The organism is Streptomyces sp. NPDC048644 (genome assembly GCF_043199105.1).
GTDB lineage: Bacteria > Actinomycetota > Actinomycetes > Streptomycetales > Streptomycetaceae > Streptomyces.
On sequence record NZ_JBICVO010000010.1, the window covers coordinates 75892 to 93959 of the forward strand.

Genomic DNA, 18068 nt, shown 5'->3' on the forward strand with positions numbered 1-18068 from the left:
TTCATTCCGGGTCCGTTCGGGCCCTGGCGATCAGCTCTCCGGGTGGTTTTCCTCCGGGGACTCCGCCTTCTCCGTGGAGACCGTGGCGGTCGTGGGCACCGTGCCGTTGGCCGGCGACAGCTCCCGGGGGGACAGCACCGGCGGGCGGGTCGACGGGGTACGCCGCGAGGAACCGGTCCACGCCGGGCGGGCCGGGCGCTTCACGATGTGCTTGAAGACCTCGGCGATCTCCTCCTTGCCCAGCGTCTCCTTCTCCAGGAGCGTCAGGACGAGGTTGTCGAGCACGTCGCGGTTCTCGACCAGGATCTCCCACGCCTCGTTGTGCGCGGTCTCGATGAGCTTCTTGACTTCCTCGTCGACCAGCGCGGCGACCTCTTCGGAGTAGTCACGCTGGTGGCCCATCTCGCGGCCCAGGAAGGGCTCGGAGTTGTCGGTGCCGAACTTGATGGCACCGAGACGCTCGGTCATGCCGTACTGCGTGACCATCGCGCGGGCCGTGGCGGTGGCCTTCTCGATGTCGTTCGCCGCACCCGTGGTCGGGTCGTGGAAGACCAGCTCCTCCGCCGCGCGCCCGCCCAGCATGTATGCCAGCTGGTCGAGCATTTCGTTGCGGGTGGTGGAGTACTTGTCCTCGTCGGGCAGGACCATGGTGTAGCCCAGGGCCCGGCCGCGGGACAGGATCGTGATCTTGTGGACCGGGTCGGAGTTCGGGGAGGCCGCCGCGACCAGGGCGTGTCCGCCCTCGTGGTACGCGGTGATCTTCTTTTCCTTGTCCGACATGATCCGGGTCCGCTTCTGCGGGCCGGCCACGACGCGGTCGATCGCCTCGTCCAGGAAGTGATTGTTGATCAGCTTCGCGTCGCTACGGGCCGTCAGCAGGGCGGCTTCGTTGAGGACGTTGGACAGGTCGGCACCGGTGAAGCCGGGGGTCCGCTTGGCGACGGCCGTGAGGTCGACGTCCGAGGCGACCGGCTTGCCCTTCTGGTGCACCTTGAGGATTTCCAGCCGGCCCTGCATGTCCGGACGGTCGACGGCGATCTGCCGGTCGAAACGGCCGGGGCGCAGCAGCGCCGGGTCGAGGATGTCCGGGCGGTTCGTGGCGGCGATGAGGATCACGCCGCCCTTCACGTCGAAGCCGTCCATCTCGACGAGCAGCTGGTTCAGCGTCTGCTCGCGCTCGTCGTGGCCACCGCCGAGACCCGCACCGCGGTGCCGGCCGACGGCGTCGATCTCGTCGACGAAGACGATCGCCGGGGCGTTCGCCTTGGCCTGCTCGAAGAGGTCGCGCACCCGGGAGGCACCGACACCGACGAACATCTCGACGAAGTCGGAGCCGGAGATCGAGTAGAACGGCACGCCGGCCTCGCCCGCGACGGCGCGCGCCAGCAGCGTCTTGCCCGTTCCGGGCGGGCCGTACAGCAGCACACCCTTCGGGATCTTGGCGCCGACGGCCTGGAACTTCGCCGGCTCCTGGAGGAACTCCTTGATCTCGTGGAGCTCCTCGACCGCCTCGTCCGACCCCGCGACGTCCGAGAACGTCGTCTTGGGTGTGTCCTTGGTGATCAGCTTCGCCTTCGACTTCCCGAAGTTCATCACCCGGGAGCCGCCGCCCTGCATCTGATTCATCAGGAACAGGAAGACGACAACGATGAGGACGAAGGGGAGCAGCGACAGCAGCACACCGACGAACGGGTTCTGCTTCGACGGGGAGACGGTGTAACCGTCCTTGATCTCGCCGGTCTGGTACTTGGCCTGCAGGTTCTTGGCCACATCGACGCCCTGGTCGCCGATGTAGCTCGCCTGGAGCTTGTTGGAGCCTTGGATCTTGTTGTCGCCCGACAACTCGACCTTGATCTTGTTCTCGTCGCCGGTCGTCAGCTCGGCGGATTTCACCTTGTTGTCAGTGATCGCCTTGACGACCTGACCGGTGTCCACCGTCTTGTAGCCGCCGGACGAGCCGACGACCTGCATCAACACGACCACGGCGAGGACGGCCAGCACGATCCACATGACCGGCCCACGGAAGTATCGCTTCACGTCCATCCATACGGAGCCGACACGGCCCCGTCCCTCCTGCCACAGTGAGGCACAACAGCCCCGTGGAGGGCTGGTCGTGCGTACGGTGTATTACTGGCCCGAAAAATGAGTGCCTTCGGACGGTACCCCAGCATTGTCACCCGACGCCGCCGCCCACGGTTAACAATGAAGCCTCGGATTCCGTTCCCGCTGCTTCAACGGCGGACGGCCCCGAGGGGTTCCCGCCGCGGCACAACGGCTGCTCCGGGCCCTCGCCGGCCGATGGTGGCCGACGAGTGGTGGTGCGTCCCTCAGCCGCCGTACACGTGCGGCGCGAGGGTGCCGACGAACGGCAGGTTCCGGTACTTCTCCGCGAAGTCCAGGCCGTAGCCGACGACGAACTCGTTGGGAATGTCGAAGCCGACCCACTTCACGTCGAGTGCGACCTTGGCGGCCTCCGGCTTGCGCAGCAGCGTGCAGACCTCCAGCGAGGCCGGCTCGCGCGAGCCGAGGTTCGACAGCAGCCACGACAGCGTCAGGCCGGAGTCGATGATGTCCTCGACGATCAGGACGTGCTTGCCCTTGATGTCGGTGTCGAGGTCCTTGAGGATGCGGACCACGCCGGAGGACTGGGTGCCCGCGCCGTAGGAGGAAACGGCCATCCAGTCCATGGTGACGGGGGTGGACAGCGCGCGCGCCAGGTCCGCCATCACCATCACGGCGCCCTTGAGGACTCCGACGATGAGCAGGTCCTTGCCCGCGTACTCCGCGTCGATCTTCGCTGCCAGCTCGGCCAGCTTGGTGTCGATCTCTTCTTTGCTGATGAGCACCGACTGAAGGTCGGAACCCATGTCCTTGTCGTCCACCCGTGCCACTCTCGCTCGGTTCGGTGTTCATGTCAGTCGTGAGACTGGTGAAGCGGGGCAGTCCTGCGGCTCAGCCCTGCCGAATGACCAGTCTGCCACCCTGCCGTCGAACACCGACCCGCCCGGGGAGGTTGATGGCGCCCTGACCGCGCCAGGCAGTGATCAGCCGGTCCACTTCCTCGACGTGGCGGGCGAAGAGCGAACCGGCCGGCGAACCCGCCGTGATGGCGGCCCTGCGCAGCACCCGGCGGCGTACCGCGGCGGGCAGCGCGAACAGTCCGGCGACGTCCAGAGCACCGTCATCGACGAGGACCGTCCGTTCCGCGTCGGCCGCCCAGCAGTCCAGGGCGTCGGCATCGTCACGGGAGAGCTGCGCGGTACGGGCCAGGGCCTCCACGACGCCTTTGCCGAGCGCCTTTTCGAGCGCGGGCAGCCCTTCGTGCCGGAGCCGGGAGCGGGTGTAGGAGGGGTCGGCGTTGTGCGGGTCGTCCCAGACCGGCAGCGACTGGATCAGGCATGCCTTGCGGGCGGTCTGGCGGTCGAGTTCCAGGAAGGGGCGCCGGTAGCGGCCGTTGCGTCCTGTGGTGGCGGCCATGCCGGAGAGCGAGCGGGTGCCGGAGCCGCGGGCGAGGCCGAGCAGGACGGTCTCCGCCTGGTCGTCGCGGGTGTGGCCGAGGAGGACGGCGGCGGCGCCGAGGCGGTCGGCGGTCGCGTCGAGTGCGGCGTAGCGGGCGTCGCGGGCGGCGGCTTCGGGGCCGCCTCCCTTGCCGACGGAGACGGCGACCGACTCGACCGGATCGAGCCGCAGGCCGCGCAGCCGCAGCACGACCTCGGCCGCGCGGATGTCGGAGCCGGCCTGGAGGCCGTGGTCGATGGTCACGCCGCCCGCCCGGACGCCCAGCTTGGGCGCTTCGAAGGCGAGGGCGGAGGCGAGCGCCGTGGAGTCGGCGCCGCCGGAGCAGGCGGCGAGCACGAGCGGGGGCTCGGCCGATTCCTGCGCGCAGTGCTGGTTCAACACGTCGTGGAGTACGCGGCGGACCGCCAGGCGTATCGCGGCGACCGCTGGATGGGGACCCATGTCCGTTTCCAATCGTTCAGCTGGGGAGCCTCGGCGCGTGACGAGCAATTCGTCACACAGAGTGCCTAGATGGTGACAGAGGCGAGCAGTTCCCCGAGCATTGCACGCCTATCCATCGGTCACGGTCCCTCAGAAGGGTGATTGAGGGGGCATTCATCTGCCGTGCGAGGTGTGTGCGGCTCCCCGCTGCCTTACCGTGCCCCCTTCTCGGACGCGGCTTTCCCGGACCTAACCCCGCACGCGGGCGACCCAGTCGGCGGGCGCGGCGATCTCCTGCTTGGTGGGGAGGGTGTTCGGCGAGGTCCAGACGCGGTTGAAGCCGTCCATGCCGATGTCGTCGACGACGGCGCGCACGAACCGCTCGCCGTCGCGGTACTGCCGCAGCTTGGCGTCCAGGCCGAGGAGCTTGCGCAGCGCCAGGTCGAGCCGTCCTGCGCCGCTGGCCCTGCGCTTCTGGAACTTCTCGCGGATCTCCGCGACGGAAGGCACGACGTCGGGGCCCACGCCATCCATGACGAAGTCGGCGTGGCCCTCCAGGAGGGACATCACGGCGGTCAGCCGGCCGAGGATCTCGCGCTGGACGGGGGTCTGCACGAGATCGACGAGGGAGCGCCCGCCGTCCTCGCCCTCCTCGCCCTCGGGCCTGGCGCCGGCCAGCGACTGGGCGGCCTCGCGCAGCCGCTCCAGGAGGGTGCCGGGATCGATGTCGGTCTCCGCGAGGAACGACTGGATCTCGCCCTCGATGTGGTCGCGCAGCCAGGGGACGGCGGTGAACTGGGTGCGGTGGGTCTCTTCGTGCAGGCACACCCACAGGCGGAAGTCGTGCGGGTCGACCTCCAGCTCCCGTTCGACGTGCACGATGTTCGGCGCGACGAGCAGCAGCCTGCCGCCCTGGGCCGCGGCGGGCAGTTCGCGGGACGCGGGGGCGAACGTCTCGTACTGGCCGAGGACGCGGGAGGACAGGAACGACAGCAGCATGCCCAGCTCGACGCCGGTCACCTTGCCGCCGACGGCGCCGAGCACGGCTCCCCCGGGGCCGTTGGAGCGGCGGGTCTCCATCTTGTCCAGCAGCGGCTTGAGCACCGCGCGGAACCCGGCGACGTTGGCCTTGATCCAGCCGGGCCGGTCGACGACCAGGACCGGGGTGTCGTGCGGCGCCTCGCCCGCGGGGCCCGGCTGTGCCATCCGCGTGAAGGCGCGGACGTGTTCCTCTGATGACCTGGCGTGCCTGCGCAGCTCGGCGACGATCGCCCGCGCCTCGTCGCGGCTCACCTCTGGACCGGGCCGCACGAACCGGGTCGCGGTCGCCACCGCGAGATTCCAGTCGACCATCTCGACACCACCGATGCTCGTCATGCGTTCACGGTACGTGGGCAGTTGGCTCGGGGGTAGCCGACCGGGGTTTTGCGGTGCGGGCGCCTGCCGCCGCGCGGCCCGGGATTCAGCGGCAGCCGCAGTTGGCGACCGCCGACGCGAGGGTGTCGAGCGCCTCCTGGGCACCCTGGGCGTCGGTGGTGCCGCTGGTCATGAAGGCGAAGACCAGCAGCCGTCCGTCGGCGTCGACGACGGTGCCTGCCAGGGTGTTCACGCCGGTGAGGGTGCCGGTCTTGGCCCGTACCGCGCCGGCGCCCGCGGTGTCGCCGTAGCGGTCGCTGAGGGTGCCGGTGAAGGCGGCGACGGGCAGGCCGGTGACGATCGGGCGCAGCTCGGGGTGGTCGGGTGCGGAGGCGCGCAGCAGGAGGTGGGAGAGGAGTTCAGCGGTGACCTTGTCGTCGCGGTCGAGGCCGCTGCCGTCGGCGAATTTCGCGCCGGCCAGCGGCAGCTTCCGGTCGGCGAGGGCCTTGCGTACGGCGGTGGCGGCGCCGGCGAAGCTGACCGGCTCGCCCGCGCCGACGGCGGTCTGCCGGGCAAGACCTTCGGCGATGTCGTTGTCGCTGTGGGTCAGCATCCGTTCGACGAGGTCGGACAGCGGCAGGGAGCGGACCGCGGCGATCCGGTCGGCCTTCTTGGGGGCGTGGGCCGCTGCCGGGGTGCCCCGGACGTCGATGCCGCGGGCCCGGAGCAGGCCGGCGAAGGCGCGGGCCGCGGCGGCGGCCGGGTCGGCGTCCCGCGGCGCCGTGCCGTGGTCGCTGTCGTCGAGCCGTCCCTCGTCGGTCATCAGGGCGCTGACCGGGGCGATGTTCTCGTTGGGGCCGATGGGGTGCAGGCGGGGCCCGGAGTAGAGCGAGGTGTCGTAGCCGAGGGCGACGTCGGTGGTGCCGCGTTTCTTGAGCGTGCGGGCGGTGTCGTCGGCGAGGGTGCGCAGGTTGGCGGGGCGCTGGTCGGCGGCGCCCCGGGGCGGGCGGGCGGTGAGCGTCGGGTCGCCGCCGCCGACCAGCACGATGCGGTGCTTGCCCGCGTGCTTGCCCTTCCCGCCCTTCCCGGGGGCCGCCACGACGGTGGTCAGGATGCGGTGGTCGGGCCCGAGCGTGGACAGTGCGGCGGTGGCGGTGGCGAGCTTGACGGTGGAGGCGGGGGTGGAGGCGGCGTGCGGCTCGGCGCTGAAGACTTCGCGCCCGGAGGCGACGTCGAGGACGGAGGCGCTGCGCAGCGGGCCCAGCGCCTCGCTCTTGAGCAGCGGGGCGAGCGCGTCGGACAGCCCGGCCTTGGTGGGTGCGGGCGCCGCGGCGCGGCCTGACGTGCCCCGGTCGGGGGCGCCGAGCGCGGGCAGGACCTGCGGGGTGCCGGGGCCCGGATCCGCTTCCGGGCCGGGGGCTCCGGCGTGATGCTCGCCACCTGTTCGGGCCGCTGCCCCTGCGCGGGCCCGCTCGGCCGTACGCTGACCCGAGTCCCACGGCCCGGCCGTCGCCACCGCGGCGGTCGCGACCGCCAGACCGGCGACGGCGGACACCGTGGTCAGCCGCCAGGTCTGCCGCGTACGCAGCGGCGCGGACCGCCACGCCTGTGCTGCGTCACGCCCGGCCGCCTGCGCGGTGCGCGACGCGGTGCGCGCGGCTGACTTCGCCGACCGTTGCGCCGACTGCCATCTGACCTGCCACGATCCGGTCTCCGGCACCTCGGACCAGCCCCTTTCGCCACCACACACCTGCGTGGGGGACACTTAATCACCAGACCTATGTGTTGATCATGGAGGAGCCACCCGTGGAGTTCGACGTCACCATCGAGATCCCGAAGGGTTCGCGGAACAAGTACGAGGTGGACCACGAGACCGGTCGGATCCGCCTGGACCGTCGACTCTTCACCTCGACCAGCTACCCCGCCGACTACGGATTCGTCGAGAACACCCTGGGCGAGGACGGCGACCCGCTGGACGCGCTGGTCATCCTGGACGAGCCGACCTTCCCCGGTTGCCTCATCAAGTGCCGCGCCATCGGCATGTTCCGGATGACGGACGAGGCCGGCGGCGACGACAAGCTGCTGTGCGTGCCCGCGTCCGACCCGCGCGTGGAGCACCTGCGGGACATCCACCACGTCTCGGAGTTCGACCGCCTGGAGATCCAGCACTTCTTCGAGGTCTACAAGGACCTGGAGCCCGGCAAGTCCGTCGAGGGCGCGAACTGGGTCGGCCGCACCGAGGCCGAGGCCGAGATCGAGGCGTCGTACAAGCGCCTGGAGGCGCAGGGCGGCGCCCACTGACGTGGCCTTTCCGGGGGCCTTCACCGGCCCTCTGATCCGGCGCGTGCGCTGATTTTCGTACGCGAACGGGCGGCACCCGGTCGGGGTGCCGCCCGTTCGTGCGTGCCGGGGCTGGCGGGCGCGCCGGGAAGGGCCATCGGCCCCGGGTCAGAAGCCGCGGGTGCGCTTGGCGGCGCGGCGTCCGCCGCCGGCCGCCTCGGGCCCTGGGGCGCGGAGGAACAGCCGGGCGACCTCGCCTCCGAGGTTCACGCCGACGGCGATGGCCAGCGCCAGCGAGACCGCTTTGATCAGCGACGAGATGCCGTCGAGAAGGTTGCCCTGGGCGAAGTTGAGCAGCCCGAAGTACGTGGCGCTACCGGGCAGCAGCGGGCCGATGGCCGCGGTGACGTAGGGCAGCGCGGAGGCGTAGCGGTAGCGGGAGAGCAGCTGTCCGAAGAGGCCGACGAGGCCGGCGGCGATGGCGGTGGCGGGCACCGCGTCGAGCCGCGCGACGTTGGCGAGGGCGCCGTAGACGACCCAGGCCACCCCGCCGTTCAGCGTGGCGAAGGCGACGGTGTGACGTTCCTGCTGAAGCAGCACACAGAACGCCAGCGCCAGCAGCATGGACGCGCCGATCTGCACCACCGGCTCGTTGTAGACGTGCAGCGCCTCCTCGGGGTTGAGGCGTCTGAGCCCGGGATTCACCTGGAGCCCGATGTACAGCACGCCGAGCACGCCGACGACGATGCCGACGATGAGGTAGCCGACCTCCAGGAGACGCGCGGACGCGGTGATGTAGTAGCCGGTCAGGCCGTCCTGGACACCGGCGACCAGCGCCCGTCCCGGGATCAGCGCGAACAGCCCACCGGTGATCACCGCGGACGCCTGCACGTTGGCGTGGATCAGGCCGAAGCCGACGCCCATCATGGCGGGCGGCATCGCGGCCACCACGAACTGGTAGAACTCGGGCAGCCCGCGCCCGGAAGCCAGCCAGGCGAGCCGGTCGCCGAGCATCGAGCCGATCGCCGCCGCGACGAACACCAGCAGCCCGCCGCCGACCAGCATGGAGGCGGCGCCGGACAGCAGCCCGGAGGCCAGCGTCAGCGCCCAGCTGGGGAACGGGTGGCGGTTACGGCGGATCTCGGCGAGACCGCGGTACGCCTCTTCGAGGGTGATGCCCTCGGACGTGATGTCGTCGACGAGCCGGAAGACCGCGGACAGCCGGGTGTAGTCGACGCCGCGCCGCCGCACCGTCCTGCTGGCCGTGACGGGGTCGTCGACCAGCGAGGGCTGGTACGAGATGGACAGCAGCGTGAAGGTGACGGTGGGCTCGACCCGCTCCAGGCCGTAGGCGTGCGCGACGCCGAACATCGCGGCCTCGACGTCCTCGGCGCCCTCGCCGCCTGCCAGCAGGATCTCGCCGATACGGAGCGTCAGGTCGAGCACGCGCGGGACGGCGGGCCCGGTCTCGTCGGTCCGCTCGGTCCGCTCGGGGATCGGGCGCTCGTGGACCGGCATCCGCAGCATGGTGCGCATCCGGTCCTGCCAGGGCGCCTCTTTGGTGAGGCTGATGACGGGGATGCCGTGCGGCGGTGTGAAGGCCGGGAATCCGCCGGGCGGCGTGGTGCCGCCGGGCGGCGCGAACGCCGAGCCCTCCTGCTCCGCCGGCACCTCCGGACGCAGCCCTTCGGGCAGCGCGAACTCGGATGTGGTGCTGCTCTCGTCCTCGGGCAGCGGCGGGTACGGCACGCCCATCGGCGGGGTGAAGGCGCTGCGCGCCTCGTCGGGTGACAGCTTCCTGTCCTCGTCGAACGACTCGGGGCCGTTGCCCGACGAGGTGGTGCCGTTGCCGTTCCGCGCGCTCTTCGAGCCGTTCTGGGAGTGCGGTGTGCCGTTGGTTCCGCGCTGGCCGCGCTGTGGGTCCGACGCCACGTCTCTTCGCTCCTCGTACGCCTCATGCGACCGTCAAGGACACGATGCCTGATGGCGTCCCGGTGCGCGCGGGCCGGGGGGTGTTTCCCGGCCGCCCTACGGGCCGGCGAGGGTGGTTCGGGGGTGCGCCGGCGTGCCGCGGAGGCGCGGCCCGCGCTCCGGGTGCAGGTCCCGCACCGGCTGCGCGCCCCCGGTGCGCCCGCCGCCGCCGGACGCGGAGCGGCGCGGCGCCCGTACGGGTGTCAGCGCTTGGCGTGCCGGCCGCGGCGTCCGTCGCCGCCGTTCGGCTGCGGGGCGGCGGCCTGGCCCGGCACCTCGGCTGCGGCTGCCTTCTTGGCCTTGCCGCGGGCCCTGAGGAACTCGACGGCGATCGGCACCACCGAGATCAGCACGATCAGGACCAGCATGGCCTCGATGTTCTTGTGCACGAACTCGATGTTGCCCAGCGCGGCGCCGAGCAGCGTGACGCCCGCGCCCCACAGGGTGCCGCCGATGACGTTGAAGACCAGGAACGAGCGGTAGTTCATCCGGCTCACACCGGCGATGATCGGCGTGAACGTCCGCACGATCGGGACGAAGCGGGCCAGGATCAGCGACTTGGGGCCGTACTTCTCGAAGAAGTCGTGGGCCTTCTCGACGTTCTCCTGCTTGAACAGCCGGGAGTCGGGCCGCTTGAACAGCGAGGGGCCGACCTTGCGCCCGAAGAGATAGCCCGCCTGGTCGCCGAGCACCGCGGCCAGCACGACCAGCGCGCACACCGCCCACAGCGGCAGGTCGATCTTGTTGGTGGTCACCAGCAGGCCGGTGGTGAACAGCAGCGAGTCGCCCGGCAGGAAGAAGCCGATCAGCAGGCCGGACTCCGCGAAGACGATGACCAGGACGCCGATCAGGCCGTACGTCGCGATCAGGTAATCCGGGTCCAGCCACTGGGGGCCGAGCGCGAGAGTGTTCACGGGGTGAAGGCTCCTGGGTCGAGGGCGCCGGATCGCGCAGTGCGACGGGGAAGCGACGGGGATACGGGCGCAGTGTGCGGCCCAAAGCTATCAACGCCGGATGACGGCCCGTGGTTCCATCCGGCCCCGCGGACGGCCGCACCCCCGCGGATGTCCCGGACGGACTGGCCCGGCGGACCGAACCACGCAATGCTGATCACCAAGGAGGTGCGCCATGGGCATCGAGGAGTACGGCGGCGGACAGCAACCCCAGTCCGACGTCCTGGTGGTGACGACGAACGACGTCCCCGGTTTCACCGTGCAGCAGGTCATCGGCGAGGTATTCGGACTGACCGTCCGCTCCCGCCACCTGGGCAGCCAGATCGGCGCCGGGCTGAAGTCGATGATCGGCGGCGAGCTGAAGGGCCTGACCAAGACCCTGGTCGAGACGCGTAACCAGGCCATGGAGCGCCTGGTCGAGCAGGCCCGCTCGCGCGGCGCGAACGCGGTGCTGATGTTCCGCTTCGACGTCACCGAAGCGGCCGACGTCGGCACCGAGGTGTGCGCCTACGGCACCGCGGTGGTACTCGCCCCGCAGAGCTGACCCGGCGCGGCCGGCCCGGAGGCGCGCTCCCCGGACCGGCCGCCGCACCGCCGTACGACGACTGTGCCGCAGGTCACGCCCGCCGCGCCGCGTTGGCCAGGATGGCGTCGCGCAGGTAGACGGCCAGGCCGGGGCGGATCGCCTCGTAGGTGGCGGTGAACCGCTCGTCGTCGACGTACATCCTGCCGATCCCGGTGTGGATCTCGTAGGTGCAGTCGTAATACGCCCGGCAGATGAACTGCCGGTGTTCCTCGGCGACCGCCGTCGCCGCATCGGACGCCGGGTCCGCCCCCGCGTCGAGGAGGGCGGCCATCCGCTCGTGGACGGCGTCCATTTCGGCGGTCAGCCGCTTCCAGTCGTCCTTGGTGTACGCGGCGGTCCTGCGCTGCGACTCGCGGTACGCGTCCGTCGTGCCCCAGCGCTCGTGGACCTCGTCCTCGTACACGTCGGGGTCGAAGTCGCCGAACACCTCGAACTTCTCCTCCGGTGTGAGCCGTACGTTCATCCTTCGTGCCTCCATCGCCTTGTCGACGGCCGCGGCCATCTCCTGGAGCCGGCCGATGCGCTCGCCGAGCAGCTGCCGCCGACGCCGCAGGTGTTCGAGCGGATCGGCGTCCGGGTCGTCCAGGAGCACCGCGACCTCGTCGAGCGGAAAGCCGAGCTCCCGGTAGAAGAGGATCTGCTGGAGCCGGTCCAGATCGGTATCGGTGTACCGCCGGTGACCTGCGTGATTACGCGCGCCGGGCACCAGCAGGCCGATCTCGTCGTAGTGGTGCAGAGTGCGCACCGTGACCTTGGCGATGCCCGCGATCCGTCCCACCGGGTAACTCATTTCCGCCCCTTTCTCGGTACGTGTGCCACGCTCCCTCCTCCCGCCGCGTGAGGTGCAAGTCCGCATCCTGAAAAGGCGTGCGGGGGAACGGCCCCGGGGTGCGATCCTTCGTCCCATGCTGGGGATAACGGACCTTTCCACGTATCTGGCGGGCCTCGCGCTGATCATTCTGCTGCCGGGCCCGAACTCGCTGTACGTCGTCTCGGTGGCGGCCAGGCGCGGCCCGCGCGTCGCCTACCGCGCGGCGGCCGGGGTGCTCTGCGGCGACACGGTGCTGATGACGCTGTCGGCGGGCGGCGTGGCCTCGCTGCTCCAGGCCAGCCCGGTGCTCTTCACGATCGTCAAGTTCGCGGGCGCCGGCTATCTGACCTGGCTGGCGTTCGGGATGCTGCGCGGCGCGGTGGCCCTGTGGCGCGGCCGGGAGGCGCGCCGGGCCGCCCGCGACGGGGAGCAGGCGGAGCCGAAGGCGGCCGTCGAGCGGCCGTACCGCAGGGCGCTGGTGGTCAGCCTGCTCAACCCGAAGGCGATCTTGTTCTTCATCTCTTTCTTCGTGCAGTTCGTTCCAGAATCCAACCCCCTGCCAGGCTTCATCTTGCTTGGCGTCCTCGCCCAGGCCGCAAGCGTGTTGTACCTGTCGTTCCTGATCTTCGCGGGTGCCCGGCTGGCAGCGGCGTTCCGCAGGCGCAAGGCGCTCAGCGCGGGAGCTACCTCCGTGGCCGGGATGCTGTTCCTGGGGTTCGCGGTCAAGCTGTCGCTGGCCAGCGCGTAGGGGGCCGCCGTGTCTGACCCCCGCCAGGCAGCAGCCCTGTTCGCCCGCATGAGCCCCCAGGAGCAGCGAGAGGCACTAGGAGTCCTGGGGGTGCCCGAGAGGCCCCAGGAGGAGCCCCAGGAGCCTGTCAAGGTGACCCCGTTCTCTGCCCTGGTCAGCGCACCCAGCAGGCGGAAGCGTCGGCCCATCACCGTGAAGGTGGATACCGCCGATAGCGCGGGTTGATTCAGTAAGTTCAGTTTCTTCACGTGGGCTTGGCGTCGCTGGTAGCTGACCTGATGCGCTCTCAAGTCGCCAAGCTCCGTGCTCCCGGCCCGTGTTTATGCAAAGACGCGCATAGTCGCGTTCCTGCATAGACGGCTCACCCGCCCCGCTCGTACTGTCGTGACGACCGGCCCGCAAGGGGCCCGTAGCAGGGGGTTCACAGCTATGGCTCGTGAGGAACTGACCCGACTGACCGGCAACGGGAACGGGAACTGCAACAACGACGACTGCCCGAACGTCTACCGCACCGCGTCCGGCTCGTTCGTGGTCCAGGGGGACGTTTCCAAGGCGTTCACCGCACCGGACGGCGAAGGGCTCGTTGAGATCCCCGAGGAGACCTTGAGGGAGGCTTTCCGTGCTCTTGGATGGTGAAGCCTGGACGGCCAAGGTTCAGGGCTTCAAACAGGAAGCGTGGCGACTCGAAACCCTTCCCGTCTACAGGGTGCCGAGTGAGGACGGAGATATCCGGGACTTCCTGGCCGGGCAACGACTTGACCCCGAGAACTACTCCTCCGGTTACACAGAGGGCCTGAAAAAGATCAGGGCAGAGGGGAAGTCCAAAGGGCGGGTCCACATCGTCAGGCAACCGCTCACGGACTATCTCCGCTTTGAGTTCATGTACTACGACGTTCACTCGCGGGCCGGGGACGACATCCGCATCCTGGATGTAACAGAAAGGCCCAACCCCCTTGAAGGGGTTCAGGACTTCTGGCTTTTCGACCGTTCGGAAGTCGTCCTCATGAACTATGCGGAGGACGGCACCCAGGCCGGCCGGGAAATTTACGACGGCGACCCAGCACCGTACATCGAATACCAGCGGATTGCCCTCGCGGAATCCGTGCCGTTCAGGGAGTACATCAACGGTGGCCATCGAGCCTGACGAGCTAGACCAGTCGGGGCGTGAACTCGCGGCCATGCTTAAGCACCTTCGCAAGCAAGCCGGGCTCTCAGGGGGCCGGCTTGCTGCACGTTGCAACATGTCCCAATCCAAGATCAGCCGGATTGAGGGCAACAAATCCCGCCCGTCACTCCTGGACGTTGAACAGATTCTTCGGGGCCTTGAAGCTTCCCCCGCCATAGCAGCTGAGGTCATGGCCCTGGCCAGGATTGCGCAGACTGAGTGGCAGGACGGCAGGACCCTTCGCAGGAAAGGGCTCGACAAGAAACAGTTGCAGCTTGCTGGACTTGAAGCATCCTCCACAACATTCCGATACTTCCTTCTCTCCATGATTACCGGGCTCCTGGCCACCCCTGAATACGTCCGTGCCAGCTTGACCCAGGCACCCCCGGAGCAGCAGGCCAAGGCCGTGGCTATGAAACTCGACCGGCAAAGGGTCCTGTTTGATCGCTCCAAACAGTTCACGTTCATTCTGACTGAGCAGGCCGTCAGGTATCCGCTCGTGCCGCCTCACGAGCTGGCCATGCAGATTGACCGACTTGTATCCTTCACTCGCCAGCCGAACATCAGGCTCGGGATTATCCCCATGGGGGTCAACTTCTCTTCTGGGGCTCTGAACACATTTACGGTCTACGGCGAGACCCTGGCAACCGCTGAACTGGACCTGGGTGCAATCGTGTTCCGTGACAGTCGAGACGTACAAGACCTGATCAGCCGCTTCACCACCTACGAGGAATACGCGCTCTTCGGCGAGCCTGCCAGGGAGCACCTGACTGCCTGGGCCGATCACTGCCGAAGGTGATCTTTATTCGACAACGTGAATAACTTGCCGTATCGCTCCGGGACTCGGGGATCATTTTTCCCGCTACGAGCTACGGGAGGCGCGACGGCATGGCAGCAGATTCTCAGCAGGACGCACCGTGGAAGCCGGGCACAGCCGTGTTCGACAAATCCAGTCACATGGTCGGCGTCATCCAGGACCAACGCGGGCCCATGCTCACCCTAATCCGCCCCTCCGGCCTGAGCTGGCAGACCAGCATCGTTTCCGTGCGTCTCCTCGACGACAGGGAACGCATTCAGCTTGCTGCCCTTGCCCGGCACCAGCAGGTACAGACCCTGGCCAAGCTGCGGCGACGCGTAGCCCTCTGAGACCCCCGCCCCGATCACCCAGGCTCGTTGAGTGGCCGGGGCGGGCTCCATCACCCGAGCACGACCACGTGAAGGGAACCACTGATGGCAACAGCGGTACAGGTCCGAGACCCCCGGAGTCTCGTCCCCATCCAGGTGTGGGACAGGGCAGTCCGGCTGATCATGCGGGATCACGTCATGGGGCGTGACCTGGCTGAGCGCATCTGCGGTCAGGCCGTCGCCTACCTGGTGACCTCCGCCGAGTGCCCCGAGACGCGCATGGGGCCCTCCCAGGCCGTGGACCTGGGCGTCCACTCGTTCGTGCTCGACTCGGTCAATTACATGGCGTTCTGCGACCAGCACGCGGGACGCTACATCCACCACGTCCCGCACCTGCCCGGAGAGGGAGCCGGGGAGCCCCCCGCCCTGCGGGACACGGTCAAGGCCATCAAGGCTTCCGGCTTCGAGATCGACCCGGAGCTGTGGACCATGAAGGACGCGGCCGACTGCTCCCAGTGCCACGCCGGGTGCACGGACAGCCCCAACAGCGGGAAGTAGCACCGCACGGACCGTGGCAACTCCCCTCGGAGACGGGGGGAGTTGCCGCCACGAGGAAAGGTTCTGTATGGAGGTCGTTGACGCCTGGGAGCGGTACGCCCAGGGACGGACGCCACGGAGGGACGCCAACGCTTCCGGGGCCAAGACGTGGTTGAACTGGACGCAGTACGCCGACCACGGCCCTGATGAATCGATCCTCGGAGAACTTCAAGACCGGACCGTTCTGGAGTTGGGCTGCGGCACGGGATGCAACCTTGCCCATCTCTCCACGCTCGGGGCCGAGTGCATCGGCGTGGACATCGCCCCCAGCCAACGTGAGAAGGCCGTAGCGCGATGGGGCCACCTCCCCGGCCTCACCTTCCATACGGCAGAGGTGACCGACCACCTGTGCCGCACAGACGGCCCCCTCGATGTGGTCCTGTCCGTCTTCGGGCCTGTCTGGTTCGCGGACCCTGAACAGCTCCTCCCCCTGATTCGGAAGCGGCTTTCCCCTGGTGGGGTGCTGGCCTTCTCCCACAAGCCCCCCTCGGCCGGCTCGGAACCGGTCGGCACCCTGAGAGAGGCCAGGGCGGTAACCAGGTGGGACTACACCCCAGAGGAATGGTCGGCCCTTCTGACCTCTTCGGGGTACTCGAATTCCAAAGCCGAGATCATCCCTCCCCCTAAAGGGCAGGAGGTAGGAACCCTCCTAGTAAGGGCCTACACGTAAGACCCGGAATTACCCTGAATCCCTCTGCCTTATGGGTGGGGGGATTCTCTTTTACCCACCCTTCCGAAGGTGACGTAAATCACTCAATGGAGAATGGAGGCCAATAAAGGCAAAGGTTTTACAAAAGAATTCTGAAACCCTGGAAGCGTACGTTATCGGAGAGCCGCGCTCCGCCGGTTCTCTTTTCAATTCGACTAACCTTGTTACCCCACTCTCTGGGTAAATTCATTTTCACCGTCGGTAACAACTGGACCGTACCTCTCTGAATCAACTGAACCCAGAACCAGTTCTGGCGTGTCACTGCCAGCCCCACAAGGCTGGCTAGTTCCACTGTTCGGACTCTCGTCCTCTCCTGCCTTCGCCGTGTTGAAAATAGGAAAGGCCAGTCCAAAGACGGGCCCTGCCTCTACCTACATCCAAGGATCATCTACACCTAGGTCCAGCAGTTCAAAAGAAGTCTTAACTTGGTCCTTACTTGGACCGTTACTTGGTAGTCCCCTGTTGTTGAGGGTCGGTGCGTGCGGGGTCTTTAGGGTCGGCTCTGCCTGATGTTCAGGGCTGGCTACTCGACCCTGGACTTTAGGGCTCCCCAGGTTGCCCCGCTTGCTCCTGGGCTGCGCCTTGCACCTATCGCCGGGCAGCCTCCGATGACGGCAGCAGCCCGGGATGACGATTCGGAATCGCCAAGGCTTGCCCATGTGCCGTTCTTCCACGATCAGCCATTCAGCGGCGACGGCCTTTTCTATCCAAGGGTCGATATCACTACTGCGGGTCTTACCCATCCAGTGAGCAATGTTGGTCTTGCTTACGCGAATGCCAGCAAGGCCACCGTTCCTGCGATATTCCCCATCCTCCCAATCTGCATACTCTGCCATGACTGCCAGCATTGCGGAGGGCCCTAGATCCAGCCCCTTGCAGCCATGGACGATCTTCCGGACTATGCTCACTACCTTGTAGGTGTCATTCATTCTGTTCTCCTGAATTCGTGGCGTTACGCAGCTTCTTCATGATTTGCTTGCAATCCTCGGGCAGGTCTTCAAATCGGTACTCTCTGTCTCGAACGACCCGACTGTTCCCGTCTTCGTCCACTCGACAGGTGATCACTCGCATACCTTGCCCTTGTCCACCAGCGCTACTCAATGAACTTTCCTCTCGTCTACTTTCGCTCGACCCCACGCATTCAAGACTGCCCTGAACTTCAGGGCTAATCAACCCAGCCATGTCCAAACTGGGTGTATGAGTAAACCTAAATAAACTTCTGACCTGGGGTGACCCTGAGCCGGCCACCCCCTGTTTGTGGAACGGGTCACAGGGTTTATTCAGTGCGTGTCATGGCTGGGTGTAGCGTGCGCAGCATGAGCGGATACGAGGTGCGGCAACGGGTCGGGGATTGGGTACTCACGGCGGAGTGGTCCGGTGCCGACACCCAGGGAGGCCCCCAAAGGCTCACCATCGAGCCAGCAGAGGACGCCACAGGACGGGACGTTGCCCGAGGGGTTACCACCACCGTTCTGCGCCGGTTGGAGCCTGAGTTGAGCCGGATCATCGAGAAGGCCCAGGAGGCAACTGGACGGGCCCAGGGAGAGCTAGAGGCGCTGGCGGAGCAGGCGCGGGCGGAGCTGGCCTCCGGCCGTCTCTCAGACCGGTACCTAGCCCTTCTGTCTGCTCTGTACGTGGGGGCGTCCAACAGGGGTGTACAGGCCCCCGTGAAGTGGCTCGGGGATGCCGTGGGTAAGACTCAGAACACCATGAAGGATCACCTGAAGCGAGCGAGGAAAGGCGGCTTTCTGGAGACCGTTGCCGACAGGAAGGCCGGAGGCATCGTTACCGGGAAGGCCAGAAACCTCTTAGAATAGCAGAAAACCCC

Annotated in this window: 19 protein-coding genes; 10 read left to right on the forward strand and 9 right to left on the reverse strand. The window is 67.9% G+C overall.

Annotated elements, in window-relative coordinates:
• Positions 1–30: 30 nt before the first annotated feature.
• From ftsH to dacB, 5 genes are all read right to left on the reverse strand, one after another.
• Positions 31–2043, reverse strand: coding sequence for an ATP-dependent zinc metalloprotease FtsH (ftsH, locus tag ACGFNI_RS23370; protein ID WP_393686563.1), 2013 nt, complete (start codon positions 2041–2043; stop codon positions 31–33).
• A gap of 284 nt (positions 2044–2327) precedes the next feature.
• Positions 2328–2867 (reverse strand): hypoxanthine phosphoribosyltransferase, encoded by a 540-nt coding sequence (gene hpt, locus ACGFNI_RS23375; protein WP_393686712.1) that lies wholly within the window; start codon positions 2865–2867, stop codon positions 2328–2330.
• Positions 2868–2952: 85 nt separating this feature from the next.
• Entirely contained in the window at positions 2953–3960 is a 1008-nt protein-coding gene (gene tilS / locus ACGFNI_RS23380; protein WP_393686564.1) for a tRNA lysidine(34) synthetase TilS, read from the reverse strand.
• 228 nt (positions 3961–4188) lie between these two features.
• On the reverse strand, positions 4189–5316 hold the full coding sequence (locus ACGFNI_RS23385; RefSeq protein WP_393686565.1) for a zinc-dependent metalloprotease: 1128 nt from the start codon (positions 5314–5316) through the stop codon (positions 4189–4191).
• An 85-nt stretch (positions 5317–5401) separates the two neighbouring features.
• Entirely contained in the window at positions 5402–7015 is a 1614-nt protein-coding gene (dacB, locus tag ACGFNI_RS23390) for a D-alanyl-D-alanine carboxypeptidase/D-alanyl-D-alanine-endopeptidase (protein ID WP_393686566.1), read from the reverse strand.
• Between the two features lie 86 nt (positions 7016–7101).
• On the opposite strand from dacB, the gene ACGFNI_RS23395 reads away from it, so the two are divergent.
• Complete coding sequence (locus ACGFNI_RS23395; RefSeq protein ID WP_108151010.1) at positions 7102–7596, forward strand: inorganic diphosphatase; 495 nt, start codon at positions 7102–7104, stop codon at positions 7594–7596.
• Between the two features lie 147 nt (positions 7597–7743).
• Here the strand turns inward: ACGFNI_RS23395 and ACGFNI_RS23400 are convergent, their stop codons facing one another.
• A complete protein-coding gene (locus ACGFNI_RS23400; protein WP_393686567.1) occupies positions 7744–9507 on the reverse strand; it encodes a threonine/serine exporter ThrE family protein in 1764 nt (587 codons plus the stop codon).
• 242 nt (positions 9508–9749) lie between these two features.
• Positions 9750–10460 (reverse strand): DedA family protein, encoded by a 711-nt coding sequence (locus tag ACGFNI_RS23405; protein ID WP_393686568.1) that lies wholly within the window; start codon positions 10458–10460, stop codon positions 9750–9752.
• Positions 10461–10674: 214 nt separating this feature from the next.
• Between ACGFNI_RS23405 and ACGFNI_RS23410 the strand changes: the two genes are divergently transcribed.
• Positions 10675–11043 carry a YbjQ family protein gene (locus ACGFNI_RS23410; RefSeq protein WP_227049759.1) on the forward strand — a complete coding sequence of 123 codons (369 nt, stop codon included), beginning with the start codon at positions 10675–10677 and terminating at the stop codon, positions 11041–11043.
• 73 nt (positions 11044–11116) lie between these two features.
• Here ACGFNI_RS23410 and ACGFNI_RS23415 read toward each other — a convergent pair whose 3' ends face one another.
• A complete protein-coding gene (locus tag ACGFNI_RS23415) occupies positions 11117–11875 on the reverse strand; it encodes a MerR family transcriptional regulator (RefSeq protein ID WP_393686569.1) in 759 nt (252 codons plus the stop codon).
• Between the two features lie 115 nt (positions 11876–11990).
• Between ACGFNI_RS23415 and leuE the strand changes: the two genes are divergently transcribed.
• From leuE to ACGFNI_RS23450, 7 genes are all read left to right on the forward strand, one after another.
• The gene (gene leuE / locus ACGFNI_RS23420; protein ID WP_393686570.1) at positions 11991–12644 is read left to right on the forward strand and encodes a leucine efflux protein LeuE; all 654 of its coding nucleotides are present in this window, start codon (positions 11991–11993) and stop codon (positions 12642–12644) included.
• 429 nt (positions 12645–13073) lie between these two features.
• The gene (locus ACGFNI_RS23425; RefSeq protein ID WP_392080173.1) at positions 13074–13280 is read left to right on the forward strand and encodes a hypothetical protein; all 207 of its coding nucleotides are present in this window, start codon (positions 13074–13076) and stop codon (positions 13278–13280) included.
• Positions 13264–13788, forward strand: coding sequence for a DUF6879 family protein (locus tag ACGFNI_RS23430; protein ID WP_393686571.1), 525 nt, complete (start codon positions 13264–13266; stop codon positions 13786–13788). Before ACGFNI_RS23425 ends, ACGFNI_RS23430 begins: the two co-directional genes overlap by 17 nt.
• A complete protein-coding gene (locus tag ACGFNI_RS23435) occupies positions 13772–14608 on the forward strand; it encodes a Scr1 family TA system antitoxin-like transcriptional regulator (RefSeq protein WP_393686572.1) in 837 nt (278 codons plus the stop codon). The genes ACGFNI_RS23430 and ACGFNI_RS23435 overlap by 17 nt, the downstream gene beginning before the upstream one ends.
• Before the next feature lie 89 nt (positions 14609–14697).
• On the forward strand, positions 14698–14955 hold the full coding sequence (locus ACGFNI_RS23440; protein ID WP_393686573.1) for a hypothetical protein: 258 nt from the start codon (positions 14698–14700) through the stop codon (positions 14953–14955).
• Positions 14956–15039: 84 nt separating this feature from the next.
• Entirely contained in the window at positions 15040–15492 is a 453-nt protein-coding gene (locus ACGFNI_RS23445) for a glycine-rich domain-containing protein (RefSeq protein WP_393686574.1), read from the forward strand.
• 67 nt (positions 15493–15559) lie between these two features.
• Complete coding sequence (locus ACGFNI_RS23450) at positions 15560–16201, forward strand: class I SAM-dependent methyltransferase (protein WP_393686575.1); 642 nt, start codon at positions 15560–15562, stop codon at positions 16199–16201.
• Positions 16202–16943: 742 nt separating this feature from the next.
• Here the strand turns inward: ACGFNI_RS23450 and ACGFNI_RS23455 are convergent.
• The gene (locus ACGFNI_RS23455) at positions 16944–16994 is read right to left on the reverse strand and encodes a hypothetical protein (RefSeq protein WP_393686713.1); all 51 of its coding nucleotides are present in this window, start codon (positions 16992–16994) and stop codon (positions 16944–16946) included.
• A gap of 562 nt (positions 16995–17556) precedes the next feature.
• Here ACGFNI_RS23455 and ACGFNI_RS23460 point away from each other — a divergent pair.
• Entirely contained in the window at positions 17557–18057 is a 501-nt protein-coding gene (locus tag ACGFNI_RS23460; RefSeq protein WP_393686576.1) for a hypothetical protein, read from the forward strand.
• Positions 18058–18068 lie beyond the last annotated feature (11 nt).

Coding starts and splice junctions, on each gene's coding strand:
- ACGFNI_RS23415 (WP_393686569.1), bottom strand. CDS start 11,875: ATGAGTTACCCGGTGGGACGGATCGCGGGCATCGCCAAGGTCACGGTG.
- ACGFNI_RS23425 (WP_392080173.1), top strand. CDS start 13,074: ATGGCTCGTGAGGAACTGACCCGACTGACCGGCAACGGGAACGGGAAC.
- ACGFNI_RS23450 (WP_393686575.1), top strand. CDS start 15,560: ATGGAGGTCGTTGACGCCTGGGAGCGGTACGCCCAGGGACGGACGCCA.
- ftsH (WP_393686563.1), bottom strand. CDS start 2,043: ATGGACGTGAAGCGATACTTCCGTGGGCCGGTCATGTGGATCGTGCTG.
- leuE (WP_393686570.1), top strand. CDS start 11,991: ATGCTGGGGATAACGGACCTTTCCACGTATCTGGCGGGCCTCGCGCTG.
- tilS (WP_393686564.1), bottom strand. CDS start 3,960: ATGGGTCCCCATCCAGCGGTCGCCGCGATACGCCTGGCGGTCCGCCGC.
- ACGFNI_RS23440 (WP_393686573.1), top strand. CDS start 14,698: ATGGCAGCAGATTCTCAGCAGGACGCACCGTGGAAGCCGGGCACAGCC.
- ACGFNI_RS23410 (WP_227049759.1), top strand. CDS start 10,675: ATGGGCATCGAGGAGTACGGCGGCGGACAGCAACCCCAGTCCGACGTC.
- ACGFNI_RS23445 (WP_393686574.1), top strand. CDS start 15,040: ATGGCAACAGCGGTACAGGTCCGAGACCCCCGGAGTCTCGTCCCCATC.
- ACGFNI_RS23460 (WP_393686576.1), top strand. CDS start 17,557: ATGAGCGGATACGAGGTGCGGCAACGGGTCGGGGATTGGGTACTCACG.
- ACGFNI_RS23385 (WP_393686565.1), bottom strand. CDS start 5,316: ATGACGAGCATCGGTGGTGTCGAGATGGTCGACTGGAATCTCGCGGTG.
- hpt (WP_393686712.1), bottom strand. CDS start 2,867: ATGGGTTCCGACCTTCAGTCGGTGCTCATCAGCAAAGAAGAGATCGAC.